This is a genomic window from Streptomyces sp. NPDC002853, assembly GCF_053591915.1.
Genome location: NZ_JBSFUS010000021.1, coordinates 87368 through 101950, shown reverse-complemented (window position 1 = coordinate 101950; position 14583 = coordinate 87368). Strand labels below are relative to the sequence as shown.

Below are 14583 nucleotides of genomic sequence, written 5' to 3'. Positions count from 1 at the left end.
TCGGCGTGTGCGTGATGCCGGGGCCCTGGTGGCCGTCGAGCTAACCGGCGATGACCCGAGCACGACACCGGCCGCACCTGATTCAGGTGCGGCCGGTTCGCTGTGTCAGCTACTTCGTGCAGCCGGTCTGGCCGGCCTTGAGGGTCGCGCACGCCTCCGCCGACGCACCGTCCTTGACGGCCACCATCGGTGTGTACGCGTCGAAGTCGGCGTTCACGGTGCCGTTCTGCTTGGCGCCGTCTCCGGTGATCGTGACCTTGTCGCCCGGAGCCGCCTGCGTGATGCGCGCCCACGCCGCACCGCACGTCTTGCTGTAGCGGACCTCGACCAGGGCCTTGCCCACGGTCGCGCGCGTCGTCGTGGTGGCCAGCTCGCCGCCGCAGCCCATGGTCTCGGGGTCCTTGCCGGTACAGCTCTTGCCGCTGCACTCGACGCCCGCGGGCAGGTCCTTGTCGCTCGTGCTCGGCGAGGCCGGCGGCTTGGTGCTTTCGTTGCCCTTGTCGCCCTTGCCGAAGTCGGTCAGGAAGACGGCGGCGGCTATGACGACGAGCGCCCCGACGATGCCCGCCAGGAACATCGTCAGCTTCCTGCGCCGCCGCTGCCGGTCGGGCGAATCTCCGCCACGGGCCGGCCGGGCCGGGCCGGGCGGCGCCGCGACGCCGCCCCCGCCCGCGTACGAGGGGGCCTGCGGGGGCACCGTCGGCGAGACACCCGCGGGGCCCGCGACCCCGGTGACGCTCCCGCCCGGGCGAGCGGGGCGGTCGGCGGCGTCGACACCGGTGCCGACCGCGGCACCGCCGCCGCCGCGCACCGCGCCGCCGTTCTCCTTGCCCTTGCCCTTGCCGTTGGGCGGGTTCGGGCCCAGCTCGCCGAGCGCGGCCCGCGCCTGGGAGATCCGGATCGCCTGCATGGTCATGTCGTGCCGCATCTCGGAGCGGCTCCAGGCGCGCTCGGCGAGCTCCCACATGGTGATGAGGTGCACCGGGTTGGTGCCCGTCACCTCGGCAAGCGCGACGATCGCACCCTTCGGGGCGAGCAGCCGCCCGTTCAGATACCGCTCCCACGACGTCTTGCTGTACCCGGTGCGGTCCGACACCGCGGCAATGCTGAGACCACTGCGGTCGACGAGCCTGCGCAGCTGACTGGCGAACTCCCTGACCTGCGGATCCAGCTCATCCGGTAGTGCCTTCCAACGAGGCATTACTCCCCCTCATCCCCCCGTACGTGCCAACGTGCCCCCGCGCGTGGTTCCCCCCGCTCTGCCCATGAGGCAGCCCCCGCTGCTCCTGTCATGGGCTACCCAGAGGGATGCCAAAAGTCAGGATGTCAGTTCCCGGACCGGGGGCGCACGGGAGCATTCGGGCCACTGGCGTGCACCGTCGCACTCCGTGCGGTCCTGCGTCCAGTGTCCCATCGCTGTCCCGCTCCACGATGCGGAACCCCTGGTAGCGGCCTGGGACGTCCCAAACCATCCCGATTGCGCCGCTTGACCCTTTTGCGAAACGCCTCCAGGAGGAAGCATCGGAGACGTCAACGCACCACCTAGGGGGAACACATGCGCATCAGCAAGGGCAGGCCGAAGCGGCTGCTCGGCGCGGCGGTAGCCGTGACGGCGGGGGCGGCGATCGCGCTGGGCGGGACCGCGTCGCTCGCACAGGCCAGTGGGCCACACGTCGTCGACGGCAAGGGGTCCGCGCACAACGACTGGGGCGACGAGGGCACTCTGTCCCGCCACAGCCACGCGAACAGCAACGCGACCCGCCTCTGGCAGAACGTTCTGTACGCGGACGGGGCCAAGTGGAAGGACAGCAGCGGCAAGCGGCACACGTTCAAGAAGTGGGACATCGACGGCAGCTTCGGCCGTAAGACCGAGTCGGCCACCAAGTACTGGCAGCAGCGCGAGGACGTGGAGGACGTCGACGGCATCGTCGGCAAGGAGACGTTCGGTGTCGCGGACGACTTCCTGAACGGCCCGGGCGGCGGCGGCCACGTCACCTACAGCGGCTACCAGCACGACGTCGGCTTCAAGCGCCTCTCCGGCACGTACTACGTGAAGATCGACGGCAAGTGGAAGAAGGCCGCGTACAACTGGCGCGGCTGATCCCGGTTCCACAGTCCCGGGTTCCACACCCGCACCCCCGCTCAGGGCCGCCGGCGACGGCGGCCCTACCGCATGAGGAAGCGCATCAGCCCCTCGAACAGCACCATGAGAACGAGAAACGCGCTGACGCCGACGGTGGAGCGCCACGTCCACGACGAGCGGGCGCGCGAGGGCCGCCGTGGCACGTGCGGCCGGGCAGGCGTCGGGGTCATGTCCTCGACCGGCTTGCTCAGGACGACGCCCGGGGCGGCTCTCGCACCCTCCACAGCGGCGCCCCGAGGCCACACGCGGACGGCCAACTCCCAGCGCGCGCAGTACCGTTCGCTGTCCGCGCCCGCCACCCGGCACAGTGCCGCGACCGCCTGCCGGGGCGGTGGCTGCCGTGCGTTGAGGTAGCGCTGCCAGGAGGACTTGCTGTAGGCCGTCTCCTCGCCGAGCGCGATCAGGCTCAGGCCGGTGCGGTCCTTGAGCAGCCGCAGCTGTTCCACGAAATGCCGTACTTCCGGCGGAAGTGCCTCCGGAAGCGGCTGCCAGGCAGCACTCATGCTTCACCCCCAGCATGTGCCCAGTTTGCCCCCAGTTTTCCCCCATGACGGCCGGGCGACCCGAAGTGGTTCCCTCCGCGCCCCGTCGCGCCCTGTCGCACTCCGTCGCACTCCGTCGCGCCCTGTTGCGGGCTGGGAACAGCGTTGCGGAATGGTCACCTCCGTGCCACAGGGGCAAGGCATCCCTTGAACGGAATTGGCGGGGGCATGACGCTGGTTCCCGATGGAGCGGCCCCCCACAGACCGGCGGCGCCCGTCCTCCCACGGGGGTGAGGACGGGCGCCGTCACCTGTTCGCGGTCGCGGGCGGGAGTCGGCAGGAGCCGTCGGACGCCCCTCAGCGACCGCCGCCGCCCGGCGTGACGAGACCCGTCTCGTACGCCACCACCACCGCCTGCGCCCTGCTGTCCAGGTCGAGTTTGGACATCGTGCGGTTGAGGTGGGTCTTGACGGTGGCCTCGCTGATGTACAGGCGGTCGGCGATGTCCGCGTTGGACAGACCCGTGGCGATCAGCTTCAGGACCTCGACCTCGCGCAGGGTCAGCGCCCGCAGGTCCGGCGGCGGCTCGGCACGGTCGCCGGACCCGGCTCCGGCCTGCCGGGCGAAGGCCTCGACGAGCCGGCAGGTGACACTGGGCGCGAAGAGCGCGTCACCGCCGCCCACGGCGGCCACCGCGGCGAGCAGGCGTTCGGGCCCGGAGTCCTTGAGCAGGAAGCCCGACGCCCCGGCCCGCAGCGCCCCGTACACGTACTCGTCGAGATCGAACGTGGTCAGCACCAGGACGCGCGGCGGCGGTTCGGGCGCCTCGGCGAGGATCTTCTCGGTGGCCACGATGCCGCTCATGCCGGGCATCCGGATGTCCATCAGGATCACGTCGGGCCGCGTCGTCGCGGCGAGCTCGACGGCTTCCGCGCCGTCTCCCGCCTCGCCGACGACCTCGATGCCGGGCGCGGCACGCAGCAGCCCCACCAACCCGGCCCGGATGAGGAACTGGTCGTCGACCACGAGCACCCTGGTCATCTAAGTCGCGCCGTCCCCCTGCGGTGCGGCCTGCGCGGAGGTCGGCAGAGTCAGACGCACGGCGAACCCTCCCTCGCTCCGCGGGCCGATGCTGATCGTCCCGCCGTAGAGCTTGGCCCGCTCCCGCATCCCAATCAACCCATGGCCGCTCCCTGTGCCCACTCTGTCCGGAATCACCCCCTCCCCGTCATTGGTGACCGAAACCGTCACGTGGTGTGGCCGATAGCGGAGTTCGACCACCGTCGCGGCGCCGTGCGCGTGCTTCAGTACGTTGGTCAGCGCCTCCTGGACCACGCGGTACGCGCAGAGCTCGACCCCGGGGGCCAGTTGCCGCGGAGTCCCCTCGACGCGCAGCTCCACGTCGACTCCCCCGGCCCTGATCCGCTCGACCATCTCGCCGAGCCGCGCGAGCCCCGGCATCGGGGCATCGGGCGCGTTGTCGTCCTCCTCGCGCGCGCGCAGCACCCGCAGCATGCGGCGCAGTTCCTCCAGCGCCTCGCCGCTGGTGCCGGAGATGGTGGAGAGCGCGGCGTGGGCGGTGGCCGGGTCCGAGGCGAAGACGAACTTCGCGAGGCCCGCCTGCACGGATATCACCGACATGTGATGGGCGACCACGTCGTGCAACTCCCTTGCTATGCGCCCGCGTTCCTCGGCCACCTCGCGCCGCGCCCGCTCGTCCTGCTCGCGCTTCAGCTGCCTGGCCAGTTCGGCGGACCGGCGTGCGACGTGCCCGAACCGCCAGATCACCAGGGGGAAGCCGATGGCCTGCCCGACCACGGAGGCCATGGCCGCGCCTTCGCTCACCATGCCCGAGTAGATCCAGACGGCGCTCATCAGGGCGGCGCAGGGCAGGGAGGTGCGCGGAGGCTTCAGGGCGGCGACCGTGTAGACGGCGAGCATGGGGCCGAAGGTGTTCACCACGGGCCAGTAGCCGGCGGTGACGTACACGATCCATGCCAGGTGCACGGCGAGAAGGACGGTGAGCGGTGCCTTGCTCCGGGCGGCGATCGGCACGTTGACCAGGGCCACCAACAGGTAGCCCCACGCGTCGAGTTCGGGCCACCCCTGGCGCGCCGACTCCTGCCCGAGGAGTACGGCGACCGTGGTCAGGGCGACCGCGATCGACGTATCGGCGACGAGGGGGCGGATCCGCATCGCCGCAGCGTAGCCCGGGTGCGGGCACCGCAACGTCAAACTACCGCGGTACCGCGGAAGTTGCAGGAACCGCGGAGGTACTCCACGGGGTGCCCCCAAACCTCAACCCTGCACGGGACGACTCCTTCGCCCCGTCTCCGTAACTTCTTGCTCCAGCACCACGGCACCGGCCGACCACCGGCGCCACACGGATCGCGGGCCGTCGGGGGACCCAACGGGGGGACCCGGCCCGCGGCCACGAAAGGGGAACCATGATCACGCGTAAGCGCATCGGCCTCCTGTTCGCCACCGCAGCGCTGGGCAGCGTCGCCATCGTGCCGACGGCCGCCGTGGCCTCGGACGCCGGCTCCGTGGGCACCAGGGGGGAGTACGGCTGCAACTACACCTCCGCCACACCGGAGATCAGCCTCGGCAGCAAGGGCAAGGCCGTGAAGCAGGCCCAGTGCCTGCTGAAGCACTGGCGCTTCAGTGTCGGACCGAGCGGGGTCGACGGGGACTTCGGCAAGGACACCAGGAAGGCGGTCATCAAGTTCCAGCAGAAGTACTGCAACCTGAAGGACGACGGCATCGTCGGCAAGAACACCTGGCGTGCCCTGAAGAACCCCGGCTGCTGAGACAGCCGGTCCCATCCGGAGCAGCCCCGAGCAAGGCGGTGGCCCGTCCTCCCCGGGGGAGAGGACGGGCCACCGTCACGTCAGCGTGCCGCCACCGCTAGGTGTCGATCGTCCGGTGCAACGCGTCGCCCAGGAACGGAAGCTGCAGCCATGGGTTCGGCTGTGCCATCAGCGCGAGCAGCACGATGACGACGCCGAGCGCGCCGTACGTGACCATGTCGGTGAAGCGCGACCGCACCGCCAGCATGCCGACACCCGGCAGCGCCCACCGCATGACGGCGCCCGTGATCAGCGCGAGCCCGATCAGGATCGTGCCGACGCGGAACACGTCGAAGGCCGTGAGCAGCAGCCCGAGCCCCACCATCGAGAGCACGGTGAGCAGCGGCCACTGCCGGGCGGGCGCGGGGGCGTCGCCGCCCGCGGCCCGGCCGCCGCCCTCGGGCCGCGCGGTGTCGCGGGTCAGGAGCGGAAAGCGCCGCGTGGTCTTCTTCGGCCCGTCGGGACCGGGAGCGCTGACGGCACCCTTGGCCTCGGTGTCCTCCACGGCCTCGGCCTCTGTGACGTCGGCCTCCGTGACGTCGGCCTCCGTGACGTCGGCCGGTGACGCCCCTTGATCAGGTTCGGCGCTCATGGGCTCACCCCTTCCCGGTTCAGCTCGCGGCGGCGGACGCGGCGCGCTCGGCTGCCTCGACGACGTTGACGAGCAGCTGGGCACGCGTCATCGGGCCGACACCGCCGGGGTTCGGCGAGATCCAGCCCGCGACCTCGCGGACGCCCGGGTGCACGTCGCCGACGATCTTGCCGGACTCGTCGCGCGAGACGCCGACGTCCAGGATCGCGGCGCCCGGCTTCACGTCCTCGGGCTTGATGAGGTGCGGGACGCCCGCGGCGGCCACGATGATGTCGGCCTGCTTCAGGTGCGAGGACAGGTCGCGCGTACCGGTGTGGCACTGCGTCACCGTCGCGTTCTCCGAGCGGCGGGTGAGCAGGAGCGGCATGGAGCGGCCGATCGTGACACCGCGGCCGACGACCACGACCTCGGCGCCGTTGATCTCCACGCCGTACTGGCGAAGGAGCTGGATGATGCCGTAGGGCGTGCAGGGCAGGGGCGCGGGCTCGTTCAGGACGAGGCGGCCGAGGTTCATCGGGTGCAGGCCGTCGGCGTCCTTGTCCGGGTCCATGAGTTCGAGGACGCGGTTCTCGTCGATGCCCTTGGGCAGCGGGAGTTGCACGATGTAGCCGGTGCAGGCCGGGTCGTCGTTGAGCTCGCGGACGACGGCCTCGATCTCCTCCTGCGTCGCGGTCGCGGGCAGCTCGCGCTGGATGGAGGCGATGCCGACCTGCGCGCAGTCGCGGTGCTTCCCGGCGACGTACTTCTGGCTGCCCGGGTCGTCACCGACCAGGACAGTCCCGAGGCCGGGCGTGTAGCCCCTCTCCTTCAGGGCCGCCACGCGGGCGGTCAGTTCGGACTTGATCGCGGCTGCGGTGGCCTTGCCATCGAGAATCTGGGCGGTCATGACTCCATCTTCCCGGATGAGACCCGCCCGGGACCAATCAGGTCGCCCGCGCGGGCCGACTGTGTCTCAGCTGTGTCCCGAGACCTGACCAGCTCTGTTGCACTTGCACAACGCATAGGGAATGCGGCTGGACAAATAAGCCTGGCCTAAAGAACGATATGCGGCACAGTGCCGCGGGCAGTGTCGGGGGGACGGACCGCATCTGTAGAACTTTCCTCCGTGATGTGCCGCGTCGTCCCCGCACTACCCGACGGAGGAAGACCGCCATGAGTTACGGCGACCCGAACAACCCTTACGGGCAGCCGCCCCAGCAGCCCCCGGCCGCTCCCGGATACGGCTACCCCCAGGCCCCGCCCGGCGTCCCGCCGCAGCAGGGTTACGGCTACCCGCAGCAGCCGGCCTACCCCGGCTACCCGGGCGGCAACATGATGCAGCAGTCGATGCCGGGGCTCCTGGTCACCGCGCGCGTCTTCCTGTTCCTGATCTCGGCCGTGCAGATACTCTTCGCGATCATCTACCTCTACGTGGGTGCGATCGCCAGCGACGCCGGCGACAGCGGCGAGGACCTCGGTCTCAGCGGCATGGGTGAAGCAGGGGACGCCGTGGCCGGTATCGCGATCATCGGCGCGCTGATCGCCGGCGCCCTCGCGGTGCTCTCGATCATGCTCGGCGTGAAGTTCAGCCGCGGCGGCCAGGGTGTCCGGATCACCACGGTCGTCTACGGCGCGCTCGGCGGCATCGTCGGCCTGATCGCCCTCTTCGTCGGCCTCGACTCGGGCCTCGCGACCGCCATCATCGGCCCGCTGATCTGGGTCACCTTCGCCGTCATCATCACGATCGCCCCGGTCGTGCCCAGCGGCACCGCGTGGTTCAACCGCCCCCGCTACTGAGGCTGTTCACACCCACGGGCCGTGCCCCCTTCGACAGGGGGACACGGCCCGTGGGTTTTGCTCAGTGGAAGAAGTGCCGCGTACCCGTGAAGTACATCGTCACGCCCGCCTTCTTCGCGGCCTCGACGACCAGCTCGTCACGGACCGAACCACCCGGCTGCACCACGGCCTTGACGCCCGCGGCGGTCAGGATCTCCAGGCCGTCGGGGAACGGGAAGAAGGCGTCGGAGGCGGCGTACGCTCCGTGCGCGCGCTCCTCGCCCGCCCGCTCGACGGCGAGCTTCGCGGAGTCGACGCGGTTGACCTGACCCATGCCGACGCCGACCGAGGCGCCGTCCTTGGCCAGCAGGATCGCGTTGGACTTCACCGCGCGCGACGCCTTCCAGGCGAAGGCCAGTTCGGCGAGCTCGCCCGCGTTCAGGGCATCGCCCGTGGCGAGCGTCCAGTTGGCGGGGTTGTCGCCCTCGGCCTGCAGACGGTCGGTGACCTGGAGGAGCGCGCCGCCGTCGATCTGCTTGACCTCGACCGTGTTGGACGGGGCCTGGTGGGCGCGCAGGACGCGGATGTTCTTCTTCTTGGTGAGGACTTCGAGGGCGCCGTCCTCGTACTCGGGCGCGACGATGACCTCGGTGAAGATGTCGGCGACCTGCTCGGCCATCTCCTTGGAGACCGGGCGGTTCACCGCGATCACGCCGCCGAACGCGGAGAGCGGGTCACAGGCGTGCGCCTTGCGGTGCGCCTCGGCGACGTTCGAACCGATCGCGATGCCACAGGGGTTGGCGTGCTTGATGATCGCGACGCAGGGGTCGTCGTGGTCGTACGCGGCGCGGCGCGCGGCGTCCGTGTCCGTGTAGTTGTTGTACGACATCTCCTTGCCGTGCAACTGCTCGGCCTCGGCGAGGCCGCCAGTGCCGTCGACGTAGAGGGCGGCGCCCTGGTGCGGGTTCTCGCCGTAGCGCAGGACGTTCTTGCGGGCGTACGCGCTGCCGAGGAACTCGGGGTGGTCCGTGCCGTCCGACGCGTAGTCATCGGCGAACCACGAAGCCACCGCGAGGTCGTACTCGGCGGTGTGGCGGAACGCTTCGGCGGCCAGGCGCTTGCGGGCGGTCAGGTCGAAGCCGCCGTCACGCACGGCGGCGAGCACGTCGGTGTACCGGTCGGGGCTCGTGATGACCGACACCGAGGGGTGGTTCTTGGCGGCGGCGCGGACCATCGAGGGCCCGCCGATGTCGATCTGCTCCACGCACTCGTCGGGCGTGGCGCCGGACGCGACGGTCGCCTTGAAGGGGTAGAGGTTCACGACGACCAGCTGGAACGGCTCGATGCCGAGTTCGGCGAGCTGGCGCTGGTGGTCGTCCAGGCGCAGGTCGGCGAGGATCCCGGCGTGCACGCGCGGGTGCAGCGTCTTGACCCGGCCGTCCAGGCACTCGGGGAAGCCGGTGAGCTCCTCGACCTTGGTGACGGGCACCCCGGTGGCGGCGATCTTCGCGGCGGTCGAACCGGTCGAGACGAGCTCGACGCCGGCCTCGTGAAGCCCGCGCGCGAGCTCCTCGAGCCCGGTCTTGTCATAGACGCTGATGAGCGCGCGCTTGATCGGGCGCTGCGAACCGTGCGTACCTTCGGCGGTGGCGTTGGCGGTGGCGGTCACGGGATAAGTACCTTTCGTCCCTCAATGCGGTAGCCGTTACGGGCCAGACGCCCCACGACATCGACGAGCAGCCTTCGCTCGACTTCCTTGATGCGCTCGTGCAGAGCGCTCTCGTCGTCCTCATCCCCGACCGGGACCACGCCCTGGGCGATGATCGGGCCGGTGTCGACGCCGTCGTCGACGAAGTGGACGGTGCATCCCGTGACCTTCGCGCCGTACGCGAGCGCGTCGCGCACGCCGTGGGCCCCCGGGAAGCTGGGCAGCAGGGCGGGGTGCGTGTTGACGAACCGGCCGCCGAACAGTGCGAGGAATTCCTTCCCCACGATTTTCATGAACCCGGCCGACACGACCAGATCGGGCGCGTACGAGGCGGTCGCCTCGGCCAGCGCCGCGTCCCACTCGTCGCGGGTCGCGTGGTCCTTCACCCGGCAGACGAAGGTGGGAATCCCGGCCTGCTCGGCGCGTTCGAGCCCCGCGATGCCGTCGCGGTCGGCGCCGACGGCGACGATCTCGGCGCCGTAGCCGGCCGTCCCGTCCGTCGCGATCTTGTCGAGCAGAGCCTGCAGATTCGTGCCTGATCCGGAGACCAGCACGACCAGGCGCTTGGCCACAGGGCTCTTGGCCACAGCGGGGCCCTTTCTCGGGAGGTGCGTCTTTGTAGGGTCGTACAAAGGCTTCGCATCTTCCGATACGGGGAACTCTACGAAGCGGCCGACCGTCAGCAACGATACCGGCACACGGTGCGGCCCCTCACGGGACGGGGGCGCGGCCGGAAGGTAGCGTCTGCACCAAGACGTCACATGACGTCACACCGTCCAGAAGCTTGCTCGACCAAGGGGAAGACGCACACCTGATGCCGGACCGTAGCCTCCGCCTTCCGCTGTCCCTCGCGTTCGGACTGACGCACGCAGGGGGGCGCGGCTCGACGCTGCTGCGCGACGGCCGCCCGTCGTCCCCGCCGCAGGACTCCCAGGGCTCCGGGGGCTCCGACTCCTCGGGCGGCTCGGGCAACTCGGCCGACTCGGGCAACTCCGGGTCCTCGAAGGACGACAATCCCTTCGCGCCGCCGCCGGAGGGAACCCCTGACCAGCCGTGGCGCCCCCGTCCCGGCAACGGCGGCGACAGCTCCGACGACAAGGGCCGTTCCCCCTGGGGCAGCCAATGGAGCGACCGCCAGCCCGGCCGCTCCCAGGGCGGCGGCTTCGGCGAGCGTCCCGGCAAGGAAGGCGGGGGCCAGGGTCCCGACGGCAACTCCGGGCCCGGTTCCGGCATGCGCTGGGACCCGACCGACCCGGCCCAGCGCCGCGCTCGGTACGCCCTGCTCTCCGGCATGTGGGCCTTCTTCTTCGCCCTCTTCGGCTGGCGGTACGTGGCCCTGCTCCTGGGCGCGCTCGCGCTGCACTGGGGCATCAGCTCGCTGCGGTCGAAGCCGAAGCAGCCGGACCCGACGGCACCGGCCACGCAGCAGCCGGCGGCCGATCCCGCCGGCACGAAGCCGCAGACCACGGCGGCGGTCAGCGGCCTGGTGACGGCGTCGCTCGCCCTCGCGATGGTGGCGGCGACGTTCGCGGCGCAGCTGGTGTACCGGGACTACTACACGTGCGTGAACGACGCCCTCACCAGCCAGTCGAAGCAGGAGTGCAACGACCTCCTGCCAAAGCAGCTGCGCCCGCTTCTGGAGGAGCGGGACTGATTCTGGCCTTGGGGCTTGGGGCTTGGGCTTGGGGCTTGGGCCGGGGGTCTTGGGCCTCGGGGCTTGAGGCTTGGGCCTGGGCTTGGGCTTGGGGCTTGGGGCTTGGGGCGACTGTCGCTGGCTTTGCGTCGCGTGCTCTGGGCCGCTCGGCGGCGCTCGGCGGCGCTCGGCGGCGAAGCCCTCACCTTGCGGTGAACCTCTCCCGCCCCCCACTCGGTTGTCCCGCCGGGTGACGGGTGGATGGGGCGAGCGGGAATGCCGTGAAGCGGCGGTCTTCGCGCGCATCGCGCTGCGGCAGGCGCGGGAGGCGGCGGTCGAGTTCCGCGCCGGGATGGCTCGGTGAGGGCGGGAACGAGCGCCACCCCCTCAAGCCCCCGGCGGTCGCTCCCCGTTCGCTTCGCGCAGGGCCGCCCAGCGTGCCTCGCGTGACGCGTCGTCATGCCAGTCCGCCACCGGCGCCGGTTCCGCCGCGGACGACTGCGGCAGGAAGTCGTACGGCTCGAACGGATCCACCACGGGCGGCACCGGAGGCGGCGGCTCCTGGCGGCGGCGGGGAATCCGCGGGAGGCTAGGCAGCCGCAGCCGGGGAGCCCGCAGCCGCAGCCGAGGGACCCGCGGCTTCGGCAATCGGAGCCACCTCCAGCGAGGCGTGGCCCTGCGCTTCCGCAGGCGCCAGGACCGTGCCGCCAAGGCGAACGGCACCCCCACCGCCGCCGTCCACCCCAGCGTCGCCGCCCCCGTCTGCCACCACACCGGCCCGAACTCGGCCAGGACGGCCACCCCCATCGGACCGCCCGCCAGCGCCGCGAGGCCCGCCATGAACACCCCGCACAGCGCCGCCGCCGCCAGGGCGACCAGCGCCGTCCGGCTCCGGGTCCACGCCTCGCCCCGCTCACCGGAGGCAGGCGCCGCCGCCCCCGCCGTGAACCACGCCAGGACGAGCCCCCCGGCCAGCGGCACGGCGCCCACCGCCCACATCAACGGCGTACCGGGCCCCTGCGTCGGCACCGCCGCGAGCAGCGGGAACTCCGGCAGCATCGGTGCCGAGCTCACGGCGAGCGGCCCCGCCACACTCCCCGTGCCGAGCGCGAAGCCGGGGCCGAGGCCGTACGCCGCACCCCACACCGCCGCGTTCGGCACCAGCGCCACGGCGAGCAGCAGCACCGCGAACCGGCCCGACCACACGTCCGTGACCTGCGCGAACGACGCCCTCGCCAAGCCGCCGTGCAGCGCGAGCGACACCGCCACCAGCAGCGCGCCCCCGCCGACGAGCACCACTGTCCCGGCCGACGCGGCCCGCGTGACGGCGCGGACGTGCCGCCGTACGAGGAAGGGACGTACCGCCGTGGGCAGCGCGCGCAGACCGCCCCGCACCACACCCGGCAGCGGCTTCCGGGGCCGCCCGACCGCGGTCCACACCCCCACCGCCGCCGCACAGGCCACGACCATCGGCAGGTGCAGCACCGCGCTAGGCCACGACGGCCGCAGTTCGCCCCCGGCCGCGTACAGCGTCGCGGCGGTGCCGACCAGCAGATAGCCGCCGACGACCCCGCACCACGCGGTCCGAGGCGCCATGCCGCGCTCCTCCGGGTCCGCCGCGTCCCGCGCCGCGCGGTGCGCGAGCCAGCCCGGCAGCACCATCAGGAGCAGGGGCGTGACGCCGACCGGCGCCGGGGCCCCGGAGACCGTGTCCGTGCGGATCAGTTCCGTGCCGTGGGCGACCAGCCACACCGCGGCCGCGACGTGCAGCGCCCCGTCGGGCCCGCTGTCGGGGTAGGGCGAGCTGATCCAGAGGACCATCACCAGGACGGCACACGAGCCCAGGCCGAGCCCGGCCGCGACAGCGCCGCCGAACAGGCACGTCGCCAGTCCGGGTGAGCGGTCCCGGAACCGTTCGACGAGCGACTTGAGGGACGGCAACGGTGAGCTGCGGTCGGTGAGGTGAGTCACACCGGCCATGCTCCCAACGACACGCGCTTTCTCCCTGTAACAGGCGAATACCCGATGTGTCGCACAAGATACGTTTATGTACTTTTTCGTTCGACGGACCGGTCGCGCCCGGCTGCCCGCCGCACGAACGCCCACGGCCCACGGCGCGGAGAGTCCGACATGACCCAGAGCCCTGCCACACCGTTGCCGTCCCCGAAGGAACGCCGACGTCTGCGCGAGGCGAAGTCCCTGAGCCAGGCCGAGATCGCCGCGCGGGTGGGCGTCACCCGGGAGACGGTCCGCTCCTGGGAGGCCGGCCGCTCGAAGCCACGCGGCCGCAAGCGTGACATCTACGCGAAGCTGCTGGCCGAGCTCGCGAACGAGCAGACCGTCGCGGGCGAGCGTTCCGTACGGCGCCCCAGCTGGGCCCGGGACGCGCCCCCCGCCATCGACGCCAAGGACGGCAAGGCCCCCGCCCGCATCCCGGTGGGCGCGGCGATGAACGGTCACCCCCGGCCCGACCCGGTGGTACGGACACCGGCCGCCGCCCCGCCCGAGGCCGTGCCCGAACCGTCCAGGCCCGCCACCGGAGCCACCACCCCGGCCGAAGCCTTCGACACGCTCTGCGTGACCTGCGCCCCCGGCCTCGTACGCCAGACCTACCTCCTCACCGGCCGCCGCACCCTCGCCCAGGAATCGGTGGAACGCGCCTTCCAGCTCGCCTGGCAGCGCTGGCCCGAGGTCGCCGTGGACCGCGACCCGGCGGGCTGGGTGCGTGCGGCGGCTTACGAGTACGCGATGTCCCCCTGGCACCGCCTCCGCCCCACCCACCGGCACCCCGACGCCCCGCCCGCCGAGGCGGCCGACCGCGCCTTCCTCAAGGTTCTGATGAGCCTGCCGCCCGCGCAGCGCCGCGCCCTCCTGCTCTACGACGGAGTCGGCCTCGACCTGCCCGAGACCGCGGCCGAGACGGAGGCGAGCACACCCGCGACGGCCAACCGGCTGCTGCACGCGCGCGAGACGATCGCCGAGAAGCTCCCCGACCAGGCGTCGACACCCGAAGCCCTGCACCAGCGCCTCGGCGAGCTGTGCGGCGCGGAGAAACTACGGCCGCCGAACGCGGCACGGGTACGCACCGGCAGCGAGCACCGCGCCCGCTTCTGGACCCGCGCGGCGATCGCCTTCACCGCCCTGATCGTCGGCGCGACGGCCCTCACCCTGAGATCGGCCCCCACGCACTACGAACCGCCCCAGTCCCCGGGCAAGGCCATCAGCGGCGTCCCACCCCGGATGGGCCCGGCCCACCTGACATACGAGGACCAGATCCTCCACAAGAAGCTCCGCGAGGACCTGTCAAGCGGCCCGGAGAGACTGACACCCCTGGCGAGATGAGGCGGCGCCCCGAAAGGGGCGCGGGGAACTCCGCAGTCCTTCAGGGGGCGCGGGGAACGGCGCAGTCCTTCAGGGGGCG

At 71.8% G+C, this 14583-nt stretch carries 14 protein-coding genes; 5 read left to right on the top strand and 9 right to left on the bottom strand.

The window, feature by feature from the left end:
* Positions 1-109: 109 nt before the first annotated feature.
* A complete protein-coding gene (locus ACWD02_RS40420; RefSeq protein ID WP_451221191.1) occupies positions 110-1201 on the bottom strand; it encodes an XRE family transcriptional regulator in 1092 nt (363 codons plus the stop codon).
* 354 nt (positions 1202-1555) lie between these two features.
* Here ACWD02_RS40420 and ACWD02_RS40415 point away from each other — a divergent pair, with 354 nt between their 5' ends.
* Positions 1556-2101, top strand: coding sequence for a peptidoglycan-binding domain-containing protein (locus tag ACWD02_RS40415; protein WP_451221189.1), 546 nt, complete (start codon positions 1556-1558; stop codon positions 2099-2101).
* A gap of 65 nt (positions 2102-2166) precedes the next feature.
* Here the strand turns inward: ACWD02_RS40415 and ACWD02_RS40410 are convergent, their stop codons facing one another.
* The 3 genes from ACWD02_RS40410 to ACWD02_RS40400 all read right to left on the bottom strand — a co-directional run bounded on the left by ACWD02_RS40410 (position 2167) and on the right by ACWD02_RS40400 (position 4821).
* Positions 2167-2646, bottom strand: a complete 480-nt coding sequence (locus ACWD02_RS40410) for a helix-turn-helix domain-containing protein (RefSeq protein ID WP_451221186.1) — start codon at positions 2644-2646, stop codon at positions 2167-2169.
* A 336-nt stretch (positions 2647-2982) separates the two neighbouring features.
* Positions 2983-3666: a response regulator gene (locus tag ACWD02_RS40405; protein ID WP_451221183.1), complete on the bottom strand. Its 684-nt coding sequence runs from the start codon at positions 3664-3666 to the stop codon at positions 2983-2985.
* Complete coding sequence (locus ACWD02_RS40400) at positions 3667-4821, bottom strand: sensor histidine kinase (protein ID WP_451221180.1); 1155 nt, start codon at positions 4819-4821, stop codon at positions 3667-3669.
* Positions 4822-5072: 251 nt separating this feature from the next.
* Between ACWD02_RS40400 and ACWD02_RS40395 the strand changes: the two genes are divergently transcribed.
* Positions 5073-5435, top strand: a complete 363-nt coding sequence (locus ACWD02_RS40395; protein WP_451221177.1) for a peptidoglycan-binding domain-containing protein — start codon at positions 5073-5075, stop codon at positions 5433-5435.
* Between the two features lie 97 nt (positions 5436-5532).
* Here the strand turns inward: ACWD02_RS40395 and ACWD02_RS40390 are convergent, their stop codons facing one another.
* Both ACWD02_RS40390 and ACWD02_RS40385 read right to left on the bottom strand, forming a co-directional pair.
* The gene (locus ACWD02_RS40390) at positions 5533-6066 is read right to left on the bottom strand and encodes a DUF3017 domain-containing protein (protein ID WP_451221174.1); all 534 of its coding nucleotides are present in this window, start codon (positions 6064-6066) and stop codon (positions 5533-5535) included.
* A gap of 19 nt (positions 6067-6085) precedes the next feature.
* Positions 6086-6952, bottom strand: coding sequence for a bifunctional methylenetetrahydrofolate dehydrogenase/methenyltetrahydrofolate cyclohydrolase (locus ACWD02_RS40385; RefSeq protein WP_451221171.1), 867 nt, complete (start codon positions 6950-6952; stop codon positions 6086-6088).
* A 266-nt stretch (positions 6953-7218) separates the two neighbouring features.
* Between ACWD02_RS40385 and ACWD02_RS40380 the strand changes: the two genes are divergently transcribed.
* Complete coding sequence (locus ACWD02_RS40380) at positions 7219-7842, top strand: hypothetical protein (RefSeq protein WP_451221168.1); 624 nt, start codon at positions 7219-7221, stop codon at positions 7840-7842.
* A gap of 61 nt (positions 7843-7903) precedes the next feature.
* On the opposite strand, the gene purH is transcribed toward ACWD02_RS40380, so the two are convergent.
* Positions 7904-9490 (bottom strand): bifunctional phosphoribosylaminoimidazolecarboxamide formyltransferase/IMP cyclohydrolase, encoded by a 1587-nt coding sequence (gene purH, locus ACWD02_RS40375; protein WP_451221165.1) that lies wholly within the window; start codon positions 9488-9490, stop codon positions 7904-7906.
* On the bottom strand, positions 9487-10116 hold the full coding sequence (gene purN / locus ACWD02_RS40370; protein ID WP_451221162.1) for a phosphoribosylglycinamide formyltransferase: 630 nt from the start codon (positions 10114-10116) through the stop codon (positions 9487-9489). The genes purH and purN overlap by 4 nt, the downstream gene beginning before the upstream one ends.
* A gap of 227 nt (positions 10117-10343) precedes the next feature.
* Here purN and ACWD02_RS40365 point away from each other — a divergent pair, with 227 nt between their 5' ends.
* Complete coding sequence (locus ACWD02_RS40365; protein WP_451221159.1) at positions 10344-11183, top strand: hypothetical protein; 840 nt, start codon at positions 10344-10346, stop codon at positions 11181-11183.
* 366 nt (positions 11184-11549) lie between these two features.
* Here ACWD02_RS40365 and ACWD02_RS40360 read toward each other — a convergent pair whose 3' ends face one another.
* Positions 11550-13142, bottom strand: a complete 1593-nt coding sequence (locus ACWD02_RS40360) for a cell division protein PerM (RefSeq protein ID WP_451221157.1) — start codon at positions 13140-13142, stop codon at positions 11550-11552.
* A gap of 150 nt (positions 13143-13292) precedes the next feature.
* Here ACWD02_RS40360 and ACWD02_RS40355 point away from each other — a divergent pair, with 150 nt between their 5' ends.
* Positions 13293-14504 (top strand): sigma factor-like helix-turn-helix DNA-binding protein, encoded by a 1212-nt coding sequence (locus ACWD02_RS40355; protein WP_451221154.1) that lies wholly within the window; start codon positions 13293-13295, stop codon positions 14502-14504.
* The last annotated feature ends 79 nt before the right edge of the window (positions 14505-14583 follow it).